This window comes from Streptomyces sp. NPDC030814, assembly GCF_055572155.1.
In genome coordinates this window covers 215,385-238,556 of record NZ_JBVIDX010000012.1, presented here as the reverse complement: position 1 = coordinate 238,556, position 23,172 = coordinate 215,385, and the positions used below count along the sequence as shown (strand labels likewise).

Here is a 23,172-nt window from a genome sequence, read left to right as displayed (position 1 = left end):
AAGGGGGAGCGACCGCCCGCCTCCTTTCAGCCTCCCGTCCCGAACCAGGTCTCCGCCAGCGCGTCCAGGTCCTTGCGGGGCGGGTCGGGGAGCCTCTGCAGGTACCAGTTCAGGTCGCTGTAGACGTGCAGGAGGGTGTACGCCATCAGTTCCCGGGGGTCGAACGGGGGGCGTCCGTACGCCTCGTAGAAGATTTTCAGGAGCGCCGGGTCGGCGCCGGTCAGGAACAGGCCGACGCTGACGAAGTCGTACGCCGGCGCGCCGATCATGGCGGGTTCGAAGTCGAACAGACCGGTGAGGCGCCAGCCGCCCTGCGGGTCGACCGTGAGGTGCTCACGCATGATCTCCGTGTGGAGCAGCACCGGTCGGCGGGGGGCGGGCAGCGGTACGGAGCGCAGGAAGTCGGGGATCTGTTCGAGCCAGAGCTCCGACAGGCCCCCGCCGGCCTGGTGCTCGACCGCGGCGGCCCGTTGGCCGGCGACGAACCTGGACCAGTCGGGCGGTCCGACGCAGGCGGACACCGGGGCCGGGTCCAGGGCGTGCAGGGCGGCGAGACACTCGGCGGTCTCCGCGACGATCCGCTCCTGGTCCGCTCTCGGGATACGCGGCCAGACCTCGTTGAGGTCCTCGCCGGGCAGCCGGGACATCAGGACGAAGCGCCAGCCGTTCTTGTACTGGTCGGCGGCGTGCAACCGGGGTGTGGGGACCGGTAGTTGGCCCCAAAGGTGGGACAACAGCCGGGCCTCTCGCACGGCTTCGGACGCCTCGAAACCCGGATAGAGCTTCAGGACGAGGGTGTCACCGACCGCGTACACCGGCAACGAGCCCTCGGGGAAACGCGCGATCCGCGCGCCCTCGAGGCCGAGTTGGGCACAGAGATCCTGGGCGGCCGGTCGCAGCAGCGCCTCGTCACCGACGACTTCGACCAGTTCGTCGTTCGTGTCCACGCTGGGCAGCATGCGCGCAGCCTAGGGGGTTCGGGGGCGGTCCGTATCGCGGAATTGGTGAGTGTAAGGGGCATATATCTCTCTAGAGTGGGGGCGGGGCGGGGCTGAACCGCCCTGAATATGCCGCTACGGGTGTGGGGTGGGTGCTGTGGGCGCTGTGCGGGCCGTGAACGACGTGCGCTTTGTCGGGGGTTCGGTGGTTGCGGGTGAAGCGCGCGACGGCGTGGCGGCGGCTGCCGGGGCGCCCGTGCCCGCTCTCGCCGAGCGCGTCACCTCCGTCGGGGGTTCCCCCGTACGGGACATCCTCGCCGTCACCTCACGGCCCGAAGTCGTCAACTTCGCGGGCGGTCTGCCGGCGCCGGAGCTCTTCGACACCGAGGGAATGGCGGCGGCCTACCGGGACGTCCTCGCCGGGTCGGCCGGGCGTGCGCTGCAGTACGCGACGACCGAGGGCGAGCCGGTGCTCCGCGAGGCGCTCGCCACCCGGTACGGCGCCCGGGGGCTGCCCACGGACGCCGACGAACTGCTCGTCACCACCGGTTCGCAGCAGGCGCTGTCGCTGCTGGCCACCGCGCTCCTCGAACCGGGCGACGTCGTTCTCGTCGAGGACCCCTGCTATCTTGCCGCGCTCCAGGCGTTCCGGCTCGCAGGGGCACGGGTGCTGGCCGTGCCCGGCGACGCGGACGGTGTCGACCCCGACGCGCTGGCGGAGCTGGTGGCGCGGACCCGGCCCAAGCTCTTCTACACCGTGCCCACCTTCCAGAACCCCACCGGGCGCACCCTGCCGGCCGAGCGGCGGGCGGCCGTCGCCTCCGTCGCGGCCAGGCTCGGGCTGTGGATCGTCGAGGACGACCCGTACGGCGAACTCCGCTTCGAGGGGGAGCGGGTGCCGTGGATCGCCTCTTGCCCGGGCGCCGAGGACCGTACGGCGCTGCTGGGCTCGTTCTCCAAGGTGATGGCCCCCGGCATGCGGCTGGGCTGGCTGCGCGCACCGGCCGGGCTGCGCCGGGCCTGCGCTGTCGCCAAGCAGGCGGCCGATCTGCACACCCCGACCGTCAACCAGCTCGCCGCGGCGCGGTATCTGGCCGACCGGGACCTCGACGCCCATGTGGCCCGGGTCGCGGCGGCGTACCGCGAGCGTCGCGACGCGATGCTCGCCGGGCTGCCGGACGCCCTGCCCGAGGGCTCCGCCTGGAACCGTCCCGAGGGCGGCATGTTCCTCTGGGCGCGACTGCCCGCGGGGTACGACACGACGGCACTGCTGCCGCGGGTGGTCGAGCATGACGTGGCGTACGTGCCGGGGGCGCCGTTCTACGCGGGGGAGCCTGATCGCACGACGATGCGGTTGTGCTTCGTGACGCAGGCGCCGGGGGAGATCCGGGAAGGGTTGAGGCGGCTGGGGGAGGGGTTGGGCGCCTAAGAGCTCCGAAAGGTGCTGTTTGTTCGGCGGGTGCGGGTGCGTGGGGGTTGTTCGCGCAGTTCCCCGCGCCCCTGAAGGCTTGGGCCTGCGGCCCGGCCTTCATCGGGTGGCGCCGTTGAAAAGCACGGGGCGCAGCCCCGGCCGCCTTTCAGGGGCGCGGGGAACTGCGCGATCAGCCCCCACTCACCCGCACGGGCCTCAGTCCCACCAGAACGTCCATGTGCCGGCCCCGATCAGCGTCTTCGCGTAGGTGTCGCGGGAGGCGTCGCGCGTGCCCTGCCAGATGTTGTCGGGGCAGAAGGAGAAGTGCTCGGCGGCCAGGTGCCGGGCATCGGTCTCGGTGGTGGGCGGGGCGGCCACCGAGACGACGAGGTGGTCGAAGCCGAGGGCGACGACGCGGATGCCGAAGCGGTCCTCCCAGGAGCGGAGCACGGCGCACAGGCGGGCCACGTCGTTCTCGTGGTTCATCGGGCCGCCCCAGCCGATGGCCGCCGGGATGTCGGCGCTGCGGCGGGCGGGGACCAGCGCGAGGCGGGGTTCCTTCAGCCGTGCGTGGTCGGCCAGGAGCGAGTCGGCGATTTCGGCGGCGAGGGCGTCCGGGTCGGGGCCGTCCTCGTCCGGGCCGGCGGCCTCCGCGAGGCCCGGCCAGTCCTCGGCCTCCTCCCCGGTCGGGTCCTCGTCCGCCGCGCAGATGTCCCAGAGGTCGGCCAGGACCTCCTCGGGGTCGTGGTCCCCGGGGTACGACATCTCGCCCGGCATCAGCTCCCACTCCTCCGGGCCGCCCTGGCCGTCCCCGACGTCCAGCAGCACCGGGAGGAGGCCTGCCGTACGGCGGGCCGGCTGCACAGACGCCCAGGCCCCGGGCGCGGCCGGCTCGTCCGCGTACCACAGCAGCGGCTCGTGCCACGGTCCCTCGTCCGTCGCGTCGATCAGCCGGCCGGGCGGAAGAGGCCGCTCCAGCCCGAGGGAACGGCCGGTCGGGTCCGCCGCGAGTCCGGGCAGCGGGTTGGGAAGTGTCGCCATGCCGCGACTGTAGGGCCGGGCACTGACAACCAGCCCTCGGGGCTGCTCGGGCAGGGGCCCGGCAGCCCCGTCGGCGGGCCCTCCGCCGTGCCCCGAAGGGCAGTGCCCCAAGAGACGATTTCGCCCAACTGGGCTGGAATTTACGGTGGTTGCACCACTGCAGCCGTCTCGAGAGGCCCCCTCCCCCATGCGTACCTTCGCCACCGCCACCCGCACCGGTGTCCTCGCCGCCACCGCCGGCGCCCTGCTGTTCACCGGTGTCGCCGCCCAGGGCACGGCCGTCGCCGCACCGCAGGGCAAGGCGAGCAAGCTCACCGTCGCCAAGTACCGCGACTGGCTGAAGAACAACGACGAGGGCGCCGCCTCCGTCAAGGTGCTCAAGGCGTTCGACAAGTTGCCCAAGGCCAAGCAGCAGAAGTTCGTCGACTACCTCCAGAACCGGAAGGTCCAGGAGGCGTACGAGGTCCGGGCCGGCGGCTACATCCACCGCGGCGGCCACCACGAGCAGGCCTACAACAAGGACGTCCGCTTCGTGGCGGACGTCAAGGGCGTCCGCAAGGCCGCTCCCGGCGGGTCGCACATCACCCTGACCTTCACCGCCAGCGAGCGGATCTACGGCATCACGGTCATCACCCAGAAGACCGTCCTGTCCTACGACTACGGCACCGCCGTGAAGTCGCCGAAGTACAAGCGCTCCGTCACCAACCTCAACGGCGCCTTCGCCATCACGCCTGCGCGGAAGGACGCCATCAAGGTCATCGGCCGCAACATCCAGGCCACCACCACATGGCAGGCCAAGCCGCTGTACCGCTCCGCGGGCACCACCACGCTCGCCCTGCCGCAGACCACCTCCACGGTGAACGTGAAGTTCAACGCCTGGATCGGCAACCGCTGACCGATCGCCCCTCGCAGCGCGGGCGGCCTCTCGCCGTACGCACGGAAGGCGCACTCGCGACACCGTCGCGCGGGGACACGACGTGGGGGTGTCCCCGCGCGACGGCAACGGCAGGTGAGGTCAGAGGCGCTCGGGGGTCCTGATGCCGAGCAGGGCCATGCCGCGGTGGAGGGTGCGGGCCGTCAGGTCGACCAGGAACAGACGGTTCTCCACGACCTCGGGCGCGTTGTCCGGGGACAGCACGTGGCACTGGTCGTAGAACGTCGTCAGCAGCGTCGCCAGCTTGAAGAGGTACGCGGCCAGCTTGTGCGGCTCGTACCCCTGCGCCACCTCCGCGACCGTCTCGCCGAACTGGTCCAGGTGCAGTCCCAGCGCCCGCTCCGCCGGGGCCAGTTCCAGCTCCGGGTGGGCGGCCGGACGGGTCTCGCCCGCCTTGCGGAGGATGGACTGGATACGGGCGTACGCGTACTGCAGGTACACCGACGTGTCGCCGTTCAGCGACACCATCTGGTCCAGGTCGAACTTGTAGTCCCGTACGGCGGACGTCGACAGGTCGGCGTACTTCACCGCGCCGATGCCCACGTACCGGCCGTTCTCGACGATCTCCTGCTCGGACAGGCCCACCTTCTCGGCCTTCTCCCGGACCACGGCCGTGGCCCGCTGCACCGCCTCGTCGAGGAGGTCCTCCAGCCGGACCGTCTCGCCCTCACGGGTCTTGAACGGCTTGCCGTCCTTGCCGAGGACAGTGCCGAACGCCAGCTGGTGCGCCTTCACGTCGCCGTTCAGCCAGCCCGCCCGGCGGGCCGTCTCGAAGACCATCTTGAAGTGCAGGGACTGCCGCGCGTCCACGACGTAGAGCAGGGTGTTCGCCTTCTGGTGGAAGACGCGGTCGCGGATCGCGGACAGGTCGGTCGCCGCGTAGCCGTAGCCGCCGTCCGACTTCTGCACGATCAGCGGGACCGGGTCGCCGTCCGGGCCCTTGATGTCGTCGAAGAAGACACAGAGCGCGCCCTCGGAGCGGACCGCGACACCTGACTCCTCCAGGAGCCGGCACGTCTCGTCCAGCATGTCGTTGTAACCCGACTCGCCCACGATGTCCGGGTCCCGGATCTCCATGTCCAGCTTCTCGAAGACCGAGTAGAAGTAGATCTTCGACTCGTCCACGAACCGCTGCCACAGCGCGAGCGTCTCCGGCTCGCCCGCCTGGAGGTCGACCACCCGGCGCCTGGCCCGCGTCTTGAACTCCTCGTCGGAGTCGAACAGCGCCCGCGACGCCTTGTACAGGCGGTTCAGGTTCGACATGGCCTCCTCGCCGGAGACCGCCGTGTCCTCGCTGTCCGCCTTGTGGTCCAGCTCGTGCGGGTGCTCCAGCAGGTACTGGATCAGCATGCCGAACTGGGTGCCCCAGTCGCCGATGTGGTGCCTGCGGACCACGTTCTCGCCGGTGAACTCCAGGATCTGGACGACCGCGTCACCGATCACCGCGGAGCGGAGGTGGCCGACGTGCATCTCCTTCGCCACGTTCGGCTGGGCGTAGTCGATGACCGTCGTACCGGGGTGCTCCGCGAGGGGCACGCCGAGACGGGCGGAGTCCGCGTAGCGCTCCGCGAGGTTACGGGTGATCGCCGCGTCGGTGAGCGTGATGTTGAGGAAGCCGGGGCCCGAGACCTCGATCTCCTTGATCAGATCGCTGGTCACCCCGGACTCGACCTTCGCGACGACCTGCGTCGCCAGCTCCCGCGGGTTCGCCTTCGCCTTCTTCGCCAGGGCGAGGATGCCGTTGGCCTGGAAGTCCGCCCGGTCGCTGCGTCGCAGCAGCGGGTCCGCGACGGCCTCCGGCAGGGTGGCCGAGAGGGCGGTCGCGAGGCGCTGGTGGACGGAGGCGGTGAGGGACGTGACCGGAGCCATGAGATGGGGAGCCGTTCTCCTCGGGGTACGGATGGATGTCGTTCAGTATCCCACGGGGGTAAAGGGGTTTTCTGGCGAGCTGCGGGCGCCTCATGGCTCGGGGGTGCGGGTTCGTCGGCGGGTGCGGGTGGTTCGTGGTTTCTCGCGCAGTTCCCCGCGCCCCTGAAAAGCGGCCGGGGCTGCGCCCCGTGCTTTTCAACGGCGCCTGTCCGATCGCAACGGCGCCACCCGATGAAGGCCGGGCCGCAGGCCCATGCCTTCAGGGGCGCGGGGAACTGCGCGAGAAACCACACACCACCCGCAGCCGCCGACGAACACGCACCCCCGAGTCACAAGGCGCGCCCGGCCCCCTCAAAACGCGGTTTCGTGGTTATGGCCAGAGCTGGGAGAATGGCCCCGTCGGCCGGGACCGTACCGGCCGGCCCCCGGAGAACACTCAGAAAAAGAGGACGTGCCGATCGTGGCTCAGAGCACCGAGACCACCGACTGGGTCTCCCGTTTCGCGGATGAGGTCATCGAGGAGTCGGAGCGTCGGGCCCCGGGCAAACCGGTCGTCGTCGCGTCCGGGCTCTCCCCGTCCGGCCCCATCCACCTGGGCAACCTGCGCGAGGTGATGACGCCGCACCTCGTCGCCGACGAGATCCGCCGGCGCGGCCACCAGGTCCGGCACCTGATCTCCTGGGACGACTACGACCGCTACCGCAAGGTCCCGAACGGCGTCGAGGGCGTCGACGGCAGCTGGGCCGAGCACATCGGCAAGCCGCTCACCTCCGTCCCGGCCCCCAAGGGCTCCGCCCACCCCAACTGGGCCGAGCACTTCAAGGCCGCGATGGTCGACGCGCTCGCCGAGCTGGGCGTCGAGTTCGACGGGATCAGCCAGACCGAGCAGTACACCTCCGGCGTGTACCGCGAGCAGATCCTGCACGCCATGAGGCACCGCGGTGACATCGACGCGATCCTCGCCCAGTACCGCACCAAGAAGGCCCCTGCCAAGAAGCAGCAGTCGCAGAAGCCGGTGGACGAGGCCGAACTGGAGGCCGCGGAGGGCTCCGGCGCCGCAGCCGAGGACGACGGCAGCTCCGGCTCCGCCGGGTACTTCCCGTACAAGCCCTTCTGCGGGCAGTGCGAGAAGGACCTCACCACCGTCACCGCCTACGACGACGACACCACCGAGCTGTCCTACACCTGCACCGCCTGCGGCTTCTCGGAGACCGTCGCGCTGAACGAGTTCAACCGCGGCAAGCTCGTCTGGAAGGTCGACTGGCCGATGCGCTGGGCCTACGAGGGCGTCGTCTTCGAGCCCAGCGGCGTCGACCACTCGTCCCCCGGTTCCTCCTTCCAGGTCGGCGGGCAGATCGTCGGGATCTTCGGCGGCAAGCAGCCCATCGGGCCCATGTACGCCTTCGTCGGCATCAGCGGCATGGCCAAGATGTCGTCGTCCAAGGGTGGCGTGCCCACCCCCGCCGACGCGCTGAAGATCATGGAGCCGCAGCTCCTGCGCTGGCTCTACGCCCGTCGCCGCCCCAACCAGTCCTTCAAGATCGCCTTCGACCAGGAGATCCAGCGCCTCTACGACGAGTGGGACAAGCTCGACGCCAAGGTCGCCGACGGCTCCGCGCTGCCGGCCGACGTGGCCGCCCACTCCCGTGCCGTGCGCACCGCCGCCGGTGAGCTGCCCCGCACGCCCCGCCCGATGCCGTACCGGACTCTCGCGTCCGTCGCCGACATCACCGCGGGCGCCGAGGACCAGACCCTGCGCATCCTCAGCGAGCTCGACCCCGCAGACCCGCTGTCCTCGCTCGACGCCGTACGGCCCCGCCTCGACAAGGCCGAGGCCTGGATCAACACGCACGTCCCCGCCGACCAGCGGACCATCGTGCGCGACGAACCCGACGCCGAGCTGCTGAAGTCCCTCGACGAGCAGGCCCAGGGCTCTCTGCGGCTGCTGCTCGACGGACTCGCCGACCACTGGTCCCTCGACGGGCTCACGCACCTCGTCTACGGCGTGCCCAAGGTCCAGGCCGGGTTCGCCGCGGACGCCACGCCCAAGGAGCTCCCCCCGGAGATCAAGACCGCCCAGCGGTCGTTCTTCGCGCTGCTCTACCACCTGCTGGTGGGCCGTGACACCGGCCCGCGCCTGCCCACGCTGCTCCTCGCGGTGGGCCAGGACCGGGTACGGGCACTGCTCGGGGAGTAGAACCCCCGTACGTAGGAGGAGGGGGCGCCCGGCGAATGCCGGGCGCCCCCTCTTTGCGACGGTGCCGGTGCGTTACGCGATGTGGTCTTCCTGCAGTTCCGCCGTGTGGCGGTTGGTGAAGCGGTTGACCATGCGGTCCGCTTCCCGCTGGGGCACCGTGATGCCGTAGGTCGCTTCGACGTCGTCCCGGAACTGGCCGGACGTGGGGTAGCTGCCGTCTATCGACTTCTTGAAGACCAGGTAGTAGTCCTCCTCGGTCGGCTCCGGAGTACCGCCGCCCTCGCCCAGTTCACGGGTGCGGCCCGGGGCCACCGGAATGGGGAAACTGCCGGTCTCCTCCGGTGAGGGCTCCTCCTCCGGCGCCTCCGGCTCCTCGAACCGCTGCCGGAACCGCTCGGGCGGGTACTGCTCCGGCTGGTACCGCTCGGGCGGGTACTGCTCCGGCTGGTACTGTTCCGGGTCCTGCTCCTCGTACCACCGCTCGTACTCCTCCTCCGGGTCGTACGAGGGGTCGTAGCCGCCCTGGTAGGGGACCTCCTGGGGGTGGCGGGCATGGAGCCAGGGGCTTTCCTCGGCCGGGGGTTCCTGCTCGGCGTACCCCTGCTGCTGGGACTCGGGGTACTCCGGCTGCTGCTGGGCGGGGAAGCTCTCCAGCTGGGGGCGCCGCTCGGCGGCGGGCGCGGTTACCCCCGCCCGGGCCGCACCGGCGGTACGGTCTCCCGCGGCCAGGTCGAGCTCGACCTGCGACGCCGGCGGCAGGAGCGCCGGTTCGATGCCCGCCGCCGCCAGACCCGCCGGGGCCGTGTCCGCCAGGGGGACGCCGTAGCGGGCCAGACGCAGCGGCATCAGCGACTCCACCGGGGCCTTGCGGCGCCAGGCCCGGCCGAAGCGCGAGCGGAGGCGGGCCTGATAGACGAGACGTTCCTGCTCCAGCTTGATCACCTGGTCGTAGGAGCGCAGCTCCCACAGCTTCATCCGGCGCCACAGGAGAAACGTGGGGACGGGGGAGAGCAGCCAGCGCGTGAGACGGACGCCCTCCATGTGCTTGTCGGCGGTGATGTCGGCGATACGCCCGATCGCGTGCCGCGCCGCCTCCACCGACACCACGAACAGCACCGGGATCACCGCGTGCATACCCACACCCAGCGGGTCCGGCCAGGCCGCCGCGCCGTTGAACGCGATCGTCGCCGCCGTCAGCAGCCACGCCGTCTGACGCAGCAGGGGGAAGGGGATGCGGATCCAGGTCAGCAGCAGGTCCAGGGCCAGCAGGACACAGATACCCGCGTCGATACCGATCGGGAAGACGTAGGAGAAGTTCCCGAAGCCCTTCTTGACGGCCAGTTCCCGCACCGCCGCGTAGGAACCCGCGAAGCCGATCCCGGCGATGATGACGGCGCCGAACACGACCACGCCGATGAGAACGCGGTGCATTCGAGTCAGCTGCATTGGCGCGGCCACCCGTACTCCCCTCCCCTTGCGTGTTGTTGCGCGCAACAGGGTGGCACATGTGTACGGCAAACGGGTTGCCGGTACGTACCGGGCCCGGCCCACGAGAGGACCGGTCCCCGGCGAAAGCCCAGGTGGGGCAGGGCGTCACCCGCCGCGCATTACGAGTTGGGCACTACGTCCCCGGCCCGAGCGGCCCGGTGCCCCACCGGTCGTGCGCGTCCGTTACCGCGAGGTCTTACGGGTGGACGACGAGCCGCTCGTCGAGGTTTTGGAGCCGGAAGCGGAGTCGGAGCCGGTGCCCAGGTCCGAACCGGAGCCGGAACCCGCCGCCTTCGTCGCCCCCGTGGACGGGGTCTTCGACGGCGCCTTCGACGCGCTCGCCGACGGGGACGACGACCCGCCGTCGCCGTCGTTCGCCTCCCCGACCTCCTTCACGACCTCCTTCGCCGCGGCCTTGGCCGACTTCAGCAGCGCCGCCGGGTCCGGGGTCTTGTCGCCGGCCAGACCGGCGCCGTTGTAGTCGAGGGTGACGACCACGTTCTCCGTGCGCACCACGATCGTCTGCTGCTTGAAGGTGTCGCCGTCCTTCTTCAGGTCGTAACGCACCGCCGTCGCCTCGTCGCCCGTGCCCGTCACCGGCTCCGTCTTGACGTTCTTCGCCCCGTCCACGGCCTTCGCCGCGGTCACCTTCGACTCGAACGCCTCGTGCGCGCGGTCCTCGCCCGGACCGTTCGTGGCGTCCGACGCCAGCAGATGCAGCGACACGCTCAGCCAGCGGTACTGCGAACCGTCCACACCGTTGTTGTCGAGGCTGGTCCAACGGCAGTCGCCGGTCACGTTCTTCTCGGCAGTGTTGATCGCCTTCCCCGACTTCGCGCCCTGCGGGACCATCGACTTCAGCGTCTTCGACGCGAACACCTCGCACGCGTCCGGCAGTACCGCGTACGCGGCCTCGACCACCTCCGGCGTCGCCGACTTCGTCGCCGCCGAGGTCGCCCCCGCCGACGCCTTGTCCTGCGACGAGGTGTCGGAGCCGGAGTCCGACGAACAGCCGACCGCCAACAGCATCACCGGGACGACAGCGGCGCCGACGAGCACCCGTGCCCGCCCCGGACGCCCGGCACGAGCGACGCCCGTGCCCTGCGTGGTACGCGACTGCTGCTGACGATGACCTGACTCTGCGGCTCGTTGCATGGTTCCTTCACTCATGACGTTCATCACGCTCGTGGTTCCTGCGGTCGGATCGGGTCCGAGGGGCCACGGTACGCGGTGAGGAAGAAACGCGGTCCTGAATCAGGGGGCTCGCCCAACCGCCCGAACCACCCCCGGCGATCGCTCACTCGTCGAACGACTCCGCCAGCAACTCGGCCAGATTCCGGGCCCTGTCCTGCATTTCCTCGCTGTCCGGCACATCCGTCGTCGTCGCCGGCTGCTCCTCGTACTCGATCGTCACGATCACGTTCGACGTGCGGAACACCACAGTCACCGTGCGCTGCCGGCTCGTCCCGAGCGCGTCGTCCAGGAACGCCTCGTCCCCGAGACCGTCGAGCGTGCGGGGCTGCAGGGAGGCCGGAGTCGCGGACGCGGCAGCGGAACCGGACGAATCGGAAGAACCACTGGAACCGGAAGAGCCGGAAGAACCAGAAGGATTGGGAGAGTCGGACGATTTGGGCGACTTGGCCGCGCCGGACGGGGAAGCGCTCTGCGACGGAGACGCCGTGGAGTCACCGTCACCGTCGTCACCGCCGTCCTCCTCGTCCTCGGTCGTGCTCCGTGAAGGCTCCGGGAGGTCCGCGGCCGCCACCTTGCCGCCGTACACCTCCTGCGCCTTGCTGTCGTCACTGACCGCGCTCTCGTACGACACCACGCGCTCGAAATCGACGAACAGATAGTCGGTGGCGGTCGGCGACTCCACCTTCCAGCGGCAGCCGGCCTTCCGTTCCGTGTCGTACGTCAGCGTCGCCTGGCCCTCGTACGCCTCCTCGCGCTGCTCCGCGTCCGGGAGTTGCCTGAGGCCGGGGAGAAGGGCGTCGAGGGTGTCGCCGTCGATGGAACCGCAGGCTTCGGGGAGGGTGTCGTAGCGGCCGGGCTGCGCGGTCGGGGCGGACGCGGCGGCCTCGCCGGGGCGCGGGTCGTCGGGGGCGTCGCTGTCGTCCGACCCCGTGCATGCGGTCAGCAGCGCCGCGAGGAGCACGGCGACGCCGGGTACGTACGCCTTCCGCTGCACCGTGGGGGCTCCTCTCGACGGGGTCCCTGGGGGACGCCTGCGCAGTTGTCCTGTGGCCTGTGCTTATTTCACTTGCCGACCGGGGGTGGCCCCCGGGCACCATGTGTATCGCACGCACTGCCGTGGACGCCGGTCCGGTATCCCTTTCGTTGACCTTGGCGCCGGTTTTGCGTTCTGAGACTTTTGCTGGAATTGCGGGGGAATGAGGCTGAGATGTCGTATGTAGAGATACCGGGCGCGAAGGTGCCGATCCGTATGTGGACCGACCCCGCGTCGGTCGAGGACGTCGCCCTCCAGCAGCTCCGTAATGTCGCGACCCTTCCCTGGATCAAGGGTCTGGCCGTCATGCCGGACGTCCACTACGGGAAGGGTGCGACGGTCGGGTCGGTCATCGCCATGCAGGGCGCGGTGTGCCCCGCGGCGGTGGGCGTGGACATCGGCTGCGGCATGTCCGCGGTGAAGACGTCCCTGACGGCCAACGACCTGCCGGGCGACCTCTCCCGGCTGCGGTCGCGGATCGAGCAGGCGATTCCGGTGGGACGGGGGATGCACGACGAGCCCGTCGACCCCGGGCAGCTGTACGGCTTCGCCGCGGCGGGGTGGGACGGCTTCTGGGGGCGCTTCGACGGTGTGGCGGAGGCGGTGAAGTTCCGTCATGAGCGGGCGCAGAAGCAGATAGGAACCCTGGGTAGCGGCAACCACTTTGTCGAAATTTGCACGGATTCGACCGGTTCTGTATGGCTCATGCTGCACTCCGGCTCCCGCAACATCGGCAAGGAGCTTGCGGAGCATCACATCGGCGTGGCCCAGAAGCTGCCGCACAACCAGGGCCTGGTCGATCGCGACCTCGCCGTCTTCGTCGCGGACACCCCGCAGATGGCGGCGTACCGCAACGACCTGTTCTGGGCGCAGGAGTACGCGAAGTACAACCGCTCGATCATGATGGCGCTCCTCAAGGACGTCGTCCGCAAGGAGTTCCGGAAGGCGAAGCCGACCTTCGAGCCCGAGATCAGCGCGCACCACAACTACGTGGCGGAGGAGCGCTACGACGGCATGGACCTTCTCGTGACCCGCAAGGGCGCGATCCGTGCCGGCTCCGGCGACTACGGAATCATTCCCGGCTCGATGGGCACGGGTTCGTACATCGTGAAGGGCCTCGGGAACGAGAAGGCCTTCAACTCCGCGTCACACGGCGCGGGCCGGCGGATGAGCCGCAACGCGGCGAAGCGTCGCTTCACGACGAAGGACCTGGAGGAGCAGACGCGCGGCGTGGAATGCCGCAAGGACTCCGGGGTCGTCGACGAGATCCCCGGCGCCTACAAGCCGATCGAGCAGGTCATCGACCAGCAGCGGGACCTCGTCGAGGTCGTGGCGAAGCTGAAGCAGGTCGTCTGCGTCAAGGGATGAACGAGTACGGGGAGGCGGTGCGTCACTGCCTCCCGCCCGTTCCTGCTGCCGCGTCAGTTTCTGCTGTGTCAGTTCCTACTGCGTCAGTTCCTCCGGCAGCAGGCCCAGTTGGCCGAGGAACTCCACTTGGTCGAAGTACAGCCGGTAGCTGGTGATCTGGCCGTTCTCCACCGTGGCGAAGTCCACGCCGCGGATGCTGATGTCCTTCTGGGTCGCGGGGAGGGTCGTGCCGTCGGGGAATGCGAGGGGGCCGGTGTTCCTGCCGCTGTAGACGCCCTCGTCGATCGCGGTGTCGCCGATCTCGAAGGAGCTGAGCGCCTCGAAGCGGGCCTCGGGTACGGCGTCCGTCATCTGGCGCCAGTACTCGGCGATGTTCTCCCGGCCGTGTATCTCTCCGCCGTCCGGTGTGTGGGCGACCGCGTCCTCCGCGAAGAGGTTGCCGATGGTCTTCGGGTCCTGATGTGTGGTGAGGGCCTCGGTGAGCTGGTCCATGACCTCGCGCGCCTGGCCCATGATCCACCTCCTGAACAGGGGATCACCCGTCTCGTTCATCCCATTGTCCCACCGCATGCCTATCCTGGCCGGACAACGCAGTCCTCGCGCCCCAGGAGCAGCTCATGGCCACCGCCGCACCGTCCGCCGCCTCCCGTATCGCCGTCGTCACGGGTGCGAGCAGCGGGATCGGCGCCGCCACGGCCCGGCAGCTCGCCGCCGCGGGGTACCGCGTCGTGCTGACGGCGCGCCGCAAGGACCGGATCGAGGCGCTGGCGGAGGAGATCAACGCGTCGGGCGGCCAGGCCACGGCGTACGCGCTGGACGTCACGGACCGGGCGGCGGTGGACGAGTTCGCCACGGCCTTCCGGACGATCGGGGTGCTGGTGAACAACGCGGGCGGCGCGCTGGGCGCCGACCCGGTGGCCACCGGCGACCCCGCCGACTGGCGCCGGATGTACGAGACGAACGTCATCGGCACCCTCAACGTCACCCAGGCCCTGCTGCCCGCGCTGACCGCGAGCGGTGACGGGACCGTGGTCGTGGTGTCGTCGACGGCGGGGCACGGGACGTACGAGGGCGGCGCGGGCTATGTCGCCGCCAAGCACGGGGCGCACGTTCTCGCGGAGACGCTGCGGCTGGAGATCGTCGGGACTCCGGTGCGGGTCATCGAGATCGCGCCGGGCATGGTGAAGACCGAGGAGTTCGCCCTGACCCGCTTCGGCGGTGACGAGGCCAAGGCGGCGCGTGTGTACCAGGGGGTCGCGGAGCCCCTCACCGCCGACGACGTGGCCGACACGATCACCTGGGCGGTCACCCGGCCCAGCCATGTCAACGTCGATCTGCTGGTGCTGCGCCCCCGCGCGCAGGCGTCCAACACCAAGGTCCATCGGGAGCTGTGATGACGTCCGAGGAGCGGGACCTCGACTCCGAGCGGCGCCGGCTCGCCGAGGAGAAGAAGAACGAGCGGTATGTGTGGTGGTACCTGGCGTACTTCCTCTTCGGCATCCACCTCGTGGCGTTCGTGATGATCTACGCGGTCATGCACGCGGAGTGATCAGCCGGGTGCGGAAGGTGCTGCGGGTGCCACGGCCTCCGCGTACGTCGTCGGCGGGACGCCCACCGTCGTCGTGAAGTCGCGGACCAGGTGGGCCTGGTCCGCGTAGCCGAGGTCGGCGGCGAGCGCGGCCCAGTCGACCGCGCGTTCCGTCTCGGCGTGTTCCAGGGCTTCGTGGATGCGGTAGCGGAGGATGACCCACTTGGGGCCGACGCCGACGTACGCGGCGAACAGGCGTTGCAGGTGTCGTACGGACAGGCCCTCGGTGCGGGCGAAGTCGCTGACGCGGCGGATGGCGCGGTCGGTGCGGATGCGGTCGACGAGGGCCATGGCGAGGTCGGCCTGGGGGTCGGGGCGCGGGCCGAGGGTCAGGAGGAACGCGTCCAGGGCGGCGACGCGGGCGTCCTCGTCGTCGGGTGCGAGGACCGTGTCGGGGTCGATGTCCGGGTACACCTCCGGGTGTCGTACGCGGCGGCCGGTCCAGTCGGACGCGGGGGTGCCGGCGGCGAAGGGGCGGAAGCCGCCCGGCCGGAACTGGACGCCGCAGACCCGGCCGCTGCCCTCCAGTTTCTGGGCGAAGAGGCCGAGCCCGATGCCGGAGACCTCGGCGAAGGGGGCCTGTCCCGCGTACCGCTGGAAGACGATGTTGACCGAGGGGTGCGGGACGACCTGGGAGACGTACGGCTCGGGCAGGTCCCAGTCGATCAGCCAGTAGTGCTCCAGGTACGGGCGGAGCGGTTCGGCGGGTTCACGGCGGCGGAAGCGGACGCGCGCGAAGAGCTCCGCGGCGTCCACGATGCCTCGGGTGTCACGGCGTGGGGCGGCCATGGGGGAGAGGGTAGGGACGGGGACTGACATTCTGCGCCGGTGCGGGGAGGCCGGTGTGCGGTGCCGGCGGAATAGTGGGAGCGGAGTACCTGTTCGGCGCTATAGTTGAATCGTAAACAACCTGAGAGGGTGGCAGCGATGATGCAGTTCGGGATCTTCAGCGTCGGTGACGTGACGCCGGACCCCACCACGGGCCGTACACCGACCGAGCGCGAGCGCATCAAGGCGATGGTCGAGATCGCGCTGAAGGCGGAGGAGGTCGGACTCGACGTCTTCGCCACCGGTGAGCACCACAACCCGCCGTTCGTGCCGTCGTCGCCCACGACCATGCTGGGCTGGATCGCCGCCCGCACCGAGCGGCTGATCCTCTCCACCGCGACCACCCTCATCACCACCAACGACCCGGTGAAGATCGCCGAGGACTTCGCGATGCTCCAGCACCTGGCCGACGGCCGGGTGGACCTGATGATGGGGCGCGGCAACACCGCGCCGGTCTACCCGTGGTTCGGCAAGGACATCCGCCAGGGCATCAACCTCGCCATCGAGAACTACGCGCTGCTGCACCGTCTGTGGCGTGAGGACGTCGTGAACTGGGCGGGCAAGTTCCGTACGCCGCTGCAGAGCTTCACGGCCACCCCGCGCCCGCTGGACGGAGTGCCGCCGTTCGTCTGGCACGGGTCGATCCGCTCGCCCGAGATCGCCGAGCAGGCCGCGTTCTACGGCGACGGCTTCTTCCACAACAACATCTTCTGGCCGGCCGACCACACCAGGCAGATGGTGGAGCTGTACCGGGAGCGGTACGCCCACCACGGGCACGGCACGCCCGAACAGGCGATCGTGGGGCTCGGCGGGCATGTGTTCATGCGGAAGAACTCGCAGGACGCGATACGGGAGTTCCGGCCGTACTTCGACGTGGCGCCGGTGTACGGCCACGGGCCGTCCCTGGAGGACTTCGCCGAGCAGACGCCGCTGACCGTGGGGTCGCCGCAGCAGGTGATCGAGAAGACGCTGTCCTTCCGGGAGTACGCGGGCGACTACCAGCGGCAGTTGTTCCTCGTCGACCACGCCGGGCTGCCGTTGAAGACGGTGCTGGAGCAGATCGACATGCTGGGGGAGGAGGTCGTGCCGGTGCTGCGGGAGGAGTTCGCGAAGGGCCGGCCGGCCGGGGTGCCGGACGCGCCGACCCATCGGTCGTTGGCCACCGCCGGGGCCAAGGGCTGAGTCCCGCCGTTGGGGGTGCGGTTCGATTCAGGCCGCGCGTTGTGTGTGGTTGCTCGCGCCGGCGCGGTGGAGCCGCTCATGTGACAGCCCCGCGCCCCCAAGGACGACAGTCGCCCCCCTCCAGGCACGCGCCCTGCGATACAGCCAGCCCCTCGCCCTCGTCCTCTCCCTCTCCCAGGTGCGCTGGAGCCTGGTCGCGCGGAGGTCTTCGAACAACTCCTCGTACCGCCCCACGATCGGGGCGGGATCGTAGCGGTGGGCGGACTTCAGGGCCGCTCGACCCATGTCGCGGCGCAGGGCGTCGTCGGTGATGAGGTCGAGGATGGCGTCGGCGAGGGCGTGGGGGTCGTCGACGGGGACGAGGCGGCCGTCGACGCCGTCGGTGATGATCTCGGCGGGGCCGAGGGGGCAGTCGGTGCTCACCACGGGGACGCCGCAGCGCATGGCCTCGACGAGGGTCATGCCGAAGGACTCGGCGTCGGAGGCGCTCACGACCAGGGAGGCACGGGCGAACTCGGCCTCCATCGGCGTGCGCGGGCCCATCAGATGGGCGCGGCCGGTGAGGTCGAGGTCCTCGATGAGGGTCTCCAGACGGTCCTTCTGACTGCCGCCGCCGTAGATGCGCAGCTCCCAGTCGGGTTCCTTCGGGGCGATCCTGGCGAACGCCTCCAGGAGGAGGTCGAAGCGTTTGCCGCGGGTGAGGCGTCCAGCGGCGGCGATGACGGGGGCGGTGCCGTCCGACGGCGCGATGCCCGTGGCGGGCACGATGTTGGGCACGGGCACGATCCGTACGCCCGGCAGTTTCATCCGTGCGCGGTACACCTCGGCGTCGGCGGCCGTGGTCGTGACGACCGCGTCCAGGGCGCGGTAGTGGCGGGCGAGGACCTTGCGCAGTTGCTTGGAGTGGGCGTCGAGGCGCAGGTGTTCCTGGCCGATGCGCAGGGCGCGGCGCGGGGCGAAGCGGGAGACGTACACGTTGAGACCGGGGCGGGTGCCGATGACGACGTCGGCGCCGCAGCCCGCCAGATAGCCGCGGACGCGCCGGTCGGTGAGTCGGCTGTACTGGCGGTGGCGCTTCTCGGCGGCCGGGAAGTCGACGGCCGGCTGCATCACGGCCGGGTGGCGCAGATCGGGGCTGTTCGGGCGGATGTCCACCAGGGGCACGAGGGTGATCCGGGGGTCGACGTCGAAGCGCGGTTCGTCCCGGTGGCGGGACATCGAGGCGATCTCCACGTCGTGGTGGTCCGCGAGCGCCGAGGCCAGGTTCAGGGTCGTACGGACGGTGCCGCCGATGGCGTACGCGTTGTGCAGCAGGAACACGATCTTCATCCGGCGGCTCATGCACTACCTTCCCGACGGTATTGGTGATGTATCGGAGAGTTGGGGCGGGTTCGGACCCTTTTTACTTCATGCGCCCTCTCCGCCCGGGTTCCCTTGCGGGCCGGTGTCACACGAACACCGTGCTCCGGCGGAGTGAGCCGGCCGCGCGACCGGGGTGAGAGGCCGGTAAGAAGGGGTCATCGGGCGCACTCGGCGAGTGGTGCGCGGCCGTGGCCTTGGCAGACTGGTGAGGTGCCCCAGAATGTGCTGCTCGCCGAGGACGACCGCGCCATCCGCCACGCTCTGGAGCGGGCGCTGACGCTGGAGGGCTACGAGGTGACGGCGGTGGCCGACGGCGTCGAGGCGCTGGCGCAGGCGCACCGCAGGCAGCCCGACGTGCTCGTCCTCGATGTGATGATGCCCGGCATAGACGGTCTCCAGGTGTGCCGGGTGCTGCGTGCCGAGGGCGACCGGACGCCGATCCTGATGCTCACCGCGCTGGTGGAGACCGCCGACCGGATCGCCGGGCTCGACGCCGGCGCGGACGACTACGTCGTCAAGCCGTTCGACGTGGAGGAGGTCTTCGCCCGGCTGCGCGCGCTGCTGCGCCGGACCGGCAACTCCGGTGATCTCGCCGGGAAGCCGTCCCAGGAGCCGTCCGCCGCGGTCGCTCCGGGTGCGGCGGCTCCGGGGACGGAGACGGGGCTGGTCTCCGCCGCGGGGGTGCGGATGGACGTACAGGCGCGGCGGGCCTGGCGGGGGTCGCGGGAGCTGGAGTTGACGCGGACCGAGTTCGACCTGCTCGAACTGCTCGTGCGCAACGCGGGGATCGTCCTCGACCACGCCACCATCTACGACCGCATCTGGGGCTATGACTTCGGTCCCGGCTCCAAGAACCTCGCCGTCTACGTCGGCTATCTGCGGCGCAAGCTCGACGAGCCCGGTGCCCCCGCGCTGATCCACACCGTGCGGGGTGTGGGGTACGCGCTGCGGGAAGACTGAGGCGGCGGGCGGTGGCGCCGCGTCTCGTCCGGCTGTTGGCCCGGGTACCGGCCCGGCTGCGTCCGGTGCCGTCGCTGCGGGCGACGTTCACCGTGTCGTTCGTGGCGGTGGCATGCGTCGTCACCGTGCTCGTCGGGATCCTCAGCTACAGCGCGGCGGCGCGGCTGGTACGGGTGGATCAGCAGACCGTGTTCGCCGAGGTGGTCCGCGATCTGCGGGAGCTGGTCGAGCAGGATCCGCTGGGTCCCGAGGACTTCGCACCCTCGGACAGCGGCGGCCCCCGTGACGACCTGATCCGCTCCGGCCGTACGGACGTCCAGGTCCTCGGCCCCGAGGGGGAGGTCCTCGACAAGGGCGACCCCGGTCTGCCGGTGCGGCCCAACGACGTTCGTGTCGCGGGCGCGAGGTTCGCCGGGACGATGGTCGAGCACGGCGAGGTCGAGGTGGGCGGCGGCCGGTACCGGGTGGCGACCGTCGCGCTCGGTGGCGGGCGGGGGGCCGTGCAGGTGGCCCAGGAGTTCAGTGACACGGAGGACCTGCTGCGGGAGTTGCAGCAGCGGACCCTGCTCTTCGTGTCGGGGGTCGTCGTCTCGGCGGGGTTGTTCGGGTGGTGGCTGGCGCGGCGGCAGACCCGGCGGCTGGTGCAGCTGGCCGGGGCGGCGGAGGACGTGGCGAGGACGGGGCACCTGGGGATCCAGGTGCCGGTCGCGGGCCGGGACGAGGTGGGGCGCCTCGGGCGTTCCTTCGACCGGATGCTGGTGCGGCTGGCCCAGTCGGAGGAGGACCAGCGGCGGCTGGTGCAGGACGCGGGGCACGAGCTGAGGACACCGCTGACGTCCCTGCGGACGAACATCTCGCTGCTCCGGCGCATCGACGAACTGCCCGCCCGGGTGCGGGAGGAACTGGTCGACGACCTCGCCCAGGAGGCTCGCGAACTGACCGACCTCGTCAACGAGCTGGTGGACCTCGCCGCCGGTCAGTCGGGCACCGAGCCCGTGCAGCGGGTGCAGCTGGCCGACATCGCCGAGGACGTCGCGGCGACCGCGCGGCGGCGGACCGGGCGGGAGGTCGCCGTACGGGTGGAGGGGGACACCACCGTCGAGGGGCGGGCCGGCGCGCTGCAGCGGGCCGTGTCCAACCTGGTGGAGAACGCCGCCAAGTTCGACCGCGCCGGGACCGGGGCGATCGAGGTCGTGGTCGCGCGGGGGCCGTCGCGGGGCGGTGGTGACCTCGTCGACCTCGACGACGTGGGCCAGGACGACGGGGCCGAGGTGGTCCGGGTGGAGGTCCTCGACCGGGGGCCCGGCGTGGCCGACTGCGACCTGGAACGCATCTTCGACCGCTTCTACCGTGCCCCCGACGCCCGCAGCCTTCCCGGCTCCGGCCTCGGCCTGTCCATCGTCCGCGCGGTGGCCTCCGCCCACGGCGGCACGCCGTTCGCCTTCCGGCGGGAGGGCGGGGGGCTCGTGACCGGCTTCACGGTGCGGGGAATCGAGAACTGACGTCCCGTGACGGCAGGCGCCGAACGGGCCTGCGTCGGCGCGAGGTCGCCGGGCCGGCGGGCGGGCGGTGAGGGATTGACGGCCGGGGGCGGGCGGTGAGGGATCGACGGCCGGGGGCGGGCGGTGAGGGATCGACGGCCGGGGGCGGGCGGTGAGGGATTGACGGCCGGGGGCGGGCGGTGAGGGATTGACGGCTGGTGGGCGGGCGGTGAGGGTTTGACGGCGGCCGGGGGGATGGTGAGGGATCGACGGCTGGTGGGCGGGCGGTGAGGGTTTGACGGCGGCCGGGGGGATGGTGAGGGATCGACGGCTGGTGGGCGGGCGGTGAGGGTTTGACGGCGGCCGGGGGGACGGTGAGTGACCGACGGCCGGGGGCGGACGGTGAGTGACCGCCCGGGAGTCACTCCGGGGTGCGGGTGCCCGGGGTCCAGCGGCCGAGGACGGGCTCGGTCAGGGTGCGGGCCGTCCGGCAGAGGGTCTGGCCGTGCCGGTCGAAGAGGGCGTCGCGGTCGTCGAAGTGGCCGAGGTCCGCGATGAGCTGGGCGGACAGGTCGCAGGAGCCCCCGTCGGCGGCACAGGCGCTTCGCCCGGCCCGGGAGCCGCCGTCCCAGGCGATGCCGGTGCGGGCCACCGCGTCGAAGAGGGTCTCTCCGCCGTCGTTGGCGTAGTGGCCGTCCGCGGCGGGCCCGGTGAACAGTTCACCGATCGGCAGCCACGCGCCGTCGATCCGGAACTCCGGCCAGGCCAGCACGACCTGCGCCGGCACGAACGGCTTCAGCCGCGGGAAGCGCGGATACCAGAACGCGCCGTCGACGAGCAGCCCGCGGACCCGGGTCCGCACCCGGACAGCACGTGCGACCGCCTCCAGCGCCGCCATCCGCTGACTGCACGAGCCGCGCCCCAGTCGCAGGGTCCGGGACACCGGGCGGCGGTCCTCGACCGAGTACACCGGGCGCACATCCCGCGCGACGATCCGGTGCGCGACGCGCAGCGCCTCCAGCGGGGTCGCCTCGCTCACCACCCGGCCCGCGATCGCCCTCACCCGCGGGTCGTCGTGGTCCAGGACGGGGGTGGCCCGCGTGGATCCGCGCACGTCCTCCGCGCTCCGTACCGCCGCGCCGGCCCGCCTGTCCCGCGCGCCGTACGCCATGAGCAACCGACTGGTCATGTCCGTCCCGATCCCCCTGCGTCCCGCTGTTCCCCGCACGGGCCCCCGCGCGGCCCCGGCGAGCGCCCCGTCCATCCTCACACGAGGCGGGCCCGCGGCCGTGACCGTCCCCCTCCCGCGAGGCCGGTGATCCGCTCGACGACGAGGGCCCCGTGTCGGCTCCTCCGGCGACGCGCTTTCGTAGTACTTCCAGCGACCCCATTGCGGCGGTGCAAATACGCCGACTACGGTCATTCCTGCGCTCACGGAGAGTGCTCAAGTGATGAACAAAGAGCAACCAGTCCGCAACTCACCCCCTGAGTACCGCCAGTTGAAAGCGCACCCCGGGCCGTCGACACCCGAGGAGGAGCCAGACGCGGTAGGGACCCACCTCATCCCTTCTCGTCGCAATGGAGTTGGTCTGCCCATGCCCGATACCGCCCCCAACCTCCCCGCCGTACCGTCCCCCCGTACGTCGTCCCCCACCCCCTGGGTCTCACCGTCGGCGACGACCTACACCCTGTTCTGCCCGCCCCTCGACACCTCCCCGCTCATCGCCCGCGACTTCGTCGCCACCGTGCTGCGCGCCCTCGGCCTGGACGACCTCGTCGACGCGGCCGCGCTGTGCACCTCCGAACTGGTCACGAACGCGTGCGTCCACGCCAAAGGTGCAGGATCGGTTCTGTGGCTGGCGGTGGAGACCTGGCGGGTCCGGGTGATCGTCTACGACGGTGACGAGAGCCCGCCGGTCATGCGGGAGTTGACCCCCGAGGGGTGGGAGGAGGGAGGCCGCGGCCTGCACCTCGTGGACGCCCTCACCGAGGGCCACTGGGGGACGGCCGCCGCCCTCCCCTACGGCGGCGGTCTGGTCCACCCCGACGGCAAGGCGGTCTGGTTCGACCTGGCCTCGCCCAACTAGAGCAGTGAGCGAGGGGCCGTCCTCGGGGTGGACGCGCGCGGATCAACCGGGGGTTGACAGGGGTTCCTTGCTTCAAGGCCTGGAGCACGGCCGGCTGTGGGGGAGCCGGTGGTGGGGGAGCCGGCGGCTCAGGTCCGGTCGATGTGGACGTTGGTGGACTTCACGCGGGCGGTGGCCTCCATGCCGACCTCCAGACCCAGCTCCTCCACGG

Annotated in this window: 20 protein-coding genes; 10 read left to right on the top strand and 10 right to left on the bottom strand. The window is 70.9% G+C overall.

The features are described 5' to 3' along the window. Window positions 1-26: 26 nt before the first annotated feature. A complete protein-coding gene (locus ACZ43N_RS25580; RefSeq protein WP_468100645.1) occupies window positions 27-959 on the bottom strand; it encodes a phosphotransferase family protein in 933 nt (310 codons plus the stop codon). Window positions 960-1,143: 184 nt separating this feature from the next. Between ACZ43N_RS25580 and ACZ43N_RS25575 the strand changes: the two genes are divergently transcribed. After that, entirely contained in the window at window positions 1,144-2,367 is a 1,224-nt protein-coding gene (locus tag ACZ43N_RS25575) for an aminotransferase-like domain-containing protein (RefSeq protein WP_468100704.1), read from the top strand. A gap of 198 nt (window positions 2,368-2,565) precedes the next feature. On the opposite strand, the gene ACZ43N_RS25570 is transcribed toward ACZ43N_RS25575, so the two are convergent. Beyond that, the gene (locus tag ACZ43N_RS25570; RefSeq protein WP_468100643.1) at window positions 2,566-3,390 is read right to left on the bottom strand and encodes a DUF4253 domain-containing protein; all 825 of its coding nucleotides are present in this window, start codon (window positions 3,388-3,390) and stop codon (window positions 2,566-2,568) included. Window positions 3,391-3,577: 187 nt separating this feature from the next. Between ACZ43N_RS25570 and ACZ43N_RS25565 the strand changes: the two genes are divergently transcribed. Further along, window positions 3,578-4,285, top strand: a complete 708-nt coding sequence (locus ACZ43N_RS25565; protein ID WP_468100642.1) for a hypothetical protein — start codon at window positions 3,578-3,580, stop codon at window positions 4,283-4,285. Window positions 4,286-4,405: 120 nt separating this feature from the next. Here ACZ43N_RS25565 and argS read toward each other — a convergent pair whose 3' ends face one another. Next, window positions 4,406-6,193, bottom strand: a complete 1,788-nt coding sequence (gene argS / locus ACZ43N_RS25560) for an arginine--tRNA ligase (RefSeq protein WP_468100641.1) — start codon at window positions 6,191-6,193, stop codon at window positions 4,406-4,408. Window positions 6,194-6,644: 451 nt separating this feature from the next. Between argS and lysS the strand changes: the two genes are divergently transcribed. After that, on the top strand, window positions 6,645-8,390 hold the full coding sequence (lysS, locus tag ACZ43N_RS25555) for a lysine--tRNA ligase (protein ID WP_468100640.1): 1,746 nt from the start codon (window positions 6,645-6,647) through the stop codon (window positions 8,388-8,390). 72 nt (window positions 8,391-8,462) lie between these two features. On the opposite strand, the gene ACZ43N_RS25550 is transcribed toward lysS, so the two are convergent. The 3 genes from ACZ43N_RS25550 to ACZ43N_RS25540 form a co-directional block, all read right to left on the bottom strand. Then, window positions 8,463-9,836, bottom strand: a complete 1,374-nt coding sequence (locus tag ACZ43N_RS25550) for a DUF2637 domain-containing protein (RefSeq protein WP_468100639.1) — start codon at window positions 9,834-9,836, stop codon at window positions 8,463-8,465. Between the two features lie 225 nt (window positions 9,837-10,061). Next, window positions 10,062-11,033, bottom strand: coding sequence for a hypothetical protein (locus ACZ43N_RS25545; RefSeq protein WP_468100638.1), 972 nt, complete (start codon window positions 11,031-11,033; stop codon window positions 10,062-10,064). 142 nt (window positions 11,034-11,175) lie between these two features. Beyond that, window positions 11,176-12,066, bottom strand: coding sequence for a DUF3558 domain-containing protein (locus ACZ43N_RS25540; protein ID WP_468100636.1), 891 nt, complete (start codon window positions 12,064-12,066; stop codon window positions 11,176-11,178). Between the two features lie 213 nt (window positions 12,067-12,279). Here ACZ43N_RS25540 and ACZ43N_RS25535 point away from each other — a divergent pair, with 213 nt between their 5' ends. Continuing rightward, complete coding sequence (locus tag ACZ43N_RS25535) at window positions 12,280-13,473, top strand: RtcB family protein (RefSeq protein WP_468100634.1); 1,194 nt, start codon at window positions 12,280-12,282, stop codon at window positions 13,471-13,473. 75 nt (window positions 13,474-13,548) lie between these two features. Here the strand turns inward: ACZ43N_RS25535 and ACZ43N_RS25530 are convergent, their stop codons facing one another. Beyond that, on the bottom strand, window positions 13,549-13,986 hold the full coding sequence (locus tag ACZ43N_RS25530) for an ester cyclase (RefSeq protein WP_468100633.1): 438 nt from the start codon (window positions 13,984-13,986) through the stop codon (window positions 13,549-13,551). Between the two features lie 104 nt (window positions 13,987-14,090). Here ACZ43N_RS25530 and ACZ43N_RS25525 point away from each other — a divergent pair, with 104 nt between their 5' ends. Further along, entirely contained in the window at window positions 14,091-14,867 is a 777-nt protein-coding gene (locus ACZ43N_RS25525; RefSeq protein ID WP_468100632.1) for an SDR family NAD(P)-dependent oxidoreductase, read from the top strand. Further along, the gene (locus tag ACZ43N_RS25520; RefSeq protein ID WP_468100631.1) at window positions 14,867-15,022 is read left to right on the top strand and encodes a hypothetical protein; all 156 of its coding nucleotides are present in this window, start codon (window positions 14,867-14,869) and stop codon (window positions 15,020-15,022) included. The genes ACZ43N_RS25525 and ACZ43N_RS25520 overlap by 1 nt, the downstream gene beginning before the upstream one ends. Here the strand turns inward: ACZ43N_RS25520 and ACZ43N_RS25515 are convergent, their stop codons facing one another. Continuing rightward, complete coding sequence (locus ACZ43N_RS25515) at window positions 15,023-15,850, bottom strand: DUF6597 domain-containing transcriptional factor (protein WP_468100629.1); 828 nt, start codon at window positions 15,848-15,850, stop codon at window positions 15,023-15,025. 141 nt (window positions 15,851-15,991) lie between these two features. Here ACZ43N_RS25515 and ACZ43N_RS25510 point away from each other — a divergent pair, with 141 nt between their 5' ends. Further along, window positions 15,992-17,071, top strand: a complete 1,080-nt coding sequence (locus tag ACZ43N_RS25510; RefSeq protein ID WP_468100703.1) for an LLM class flavin-dependent oxidoreductase — start codon at window positions 15,992-15,994, stop codon at window positions 17,069-17,071. 27 nt (window positions 17,072-17,098) lie between these two features. Here the strand turns inward: ACZ43N_RS25510 and ACZ43N_RS25505 are convergent, their stop codons facing one another. Further along, the gene (locus ACZ43N_RS25505; protein WP_468100701.1) at window positions 17,099-18,400 is read right to left on the bottom strand and encodes a glycosyltransferase family 4 protein; all 1,302 of its coding nucleotides are present in this window, start codon (window positions 18,398-18,400) and stop codon (window positions 17,099-17,101) included. A gap of 243 nt (window positions 18,401-18,643) precedes the next feature. Here ACZ43N_RS25505 and ACZ43N_RS25500 point away from each other — a divergent pair, with 243 nt between their 5' ends. Further along, complete coding sequence (locus tag ACZ43N_RS25500; protein ID WP_468100627.1) at window positions 18,644-19,393, top strand: response regulator transcription factor; 750 nt, start codon at window positions 18,644-18,646, stop codon at window positions 19,391-19,393. 11 nt (window positions 19,394-19,404) lie between these two features. Next, a complete protein-coding gene (locus ACZ43N_RS25495) occupies window positions 19,405-20,895 on the top strand; it encodes a HAMP domain-containing sensor histidine kinase (protein ID WP_468100626.1) in 1,491 nt (496 codons plus the stop codon). A gap of 400 nt (window positions 20,896-21,295) precedes the next feature. Here ACZ43N_RS25495 and ACZ43N_RS25490 read toward each other — a convergent pair whose 3' ends face one another. Continuing rightward, window positions 21,296-22,063, bottom strand: coding sequence for a transglutaminase domain-containing protein (locus tag ACZ43N_RS25490; protein ID WP_468100624.1), 768 nt, complete (start codon window positions 22,061-22,063; stop codon window positions 21,296-21,298). Between the two features lie 406 nt (window positions 22,064-22,469). On the opposite strand from ACZ43N_RS25490, the gene ACZ43N_RS25485 reads away from it, so the two are divergent. Beyond that, the gene (locus ACZ43N_RS25485) at window positions 22,470-22,961 is read left to right on the top strand and encodes an ATP-binding protein (protein ID WP_468100623.1); all 492 of its coding nucleotides are present in this window, start codon (window positions 22,470-22,472) and stop codon (window positions 22,959-22,961) included. Window positions 22,962-23,172 lie beyond the last annotated feature (211 nt).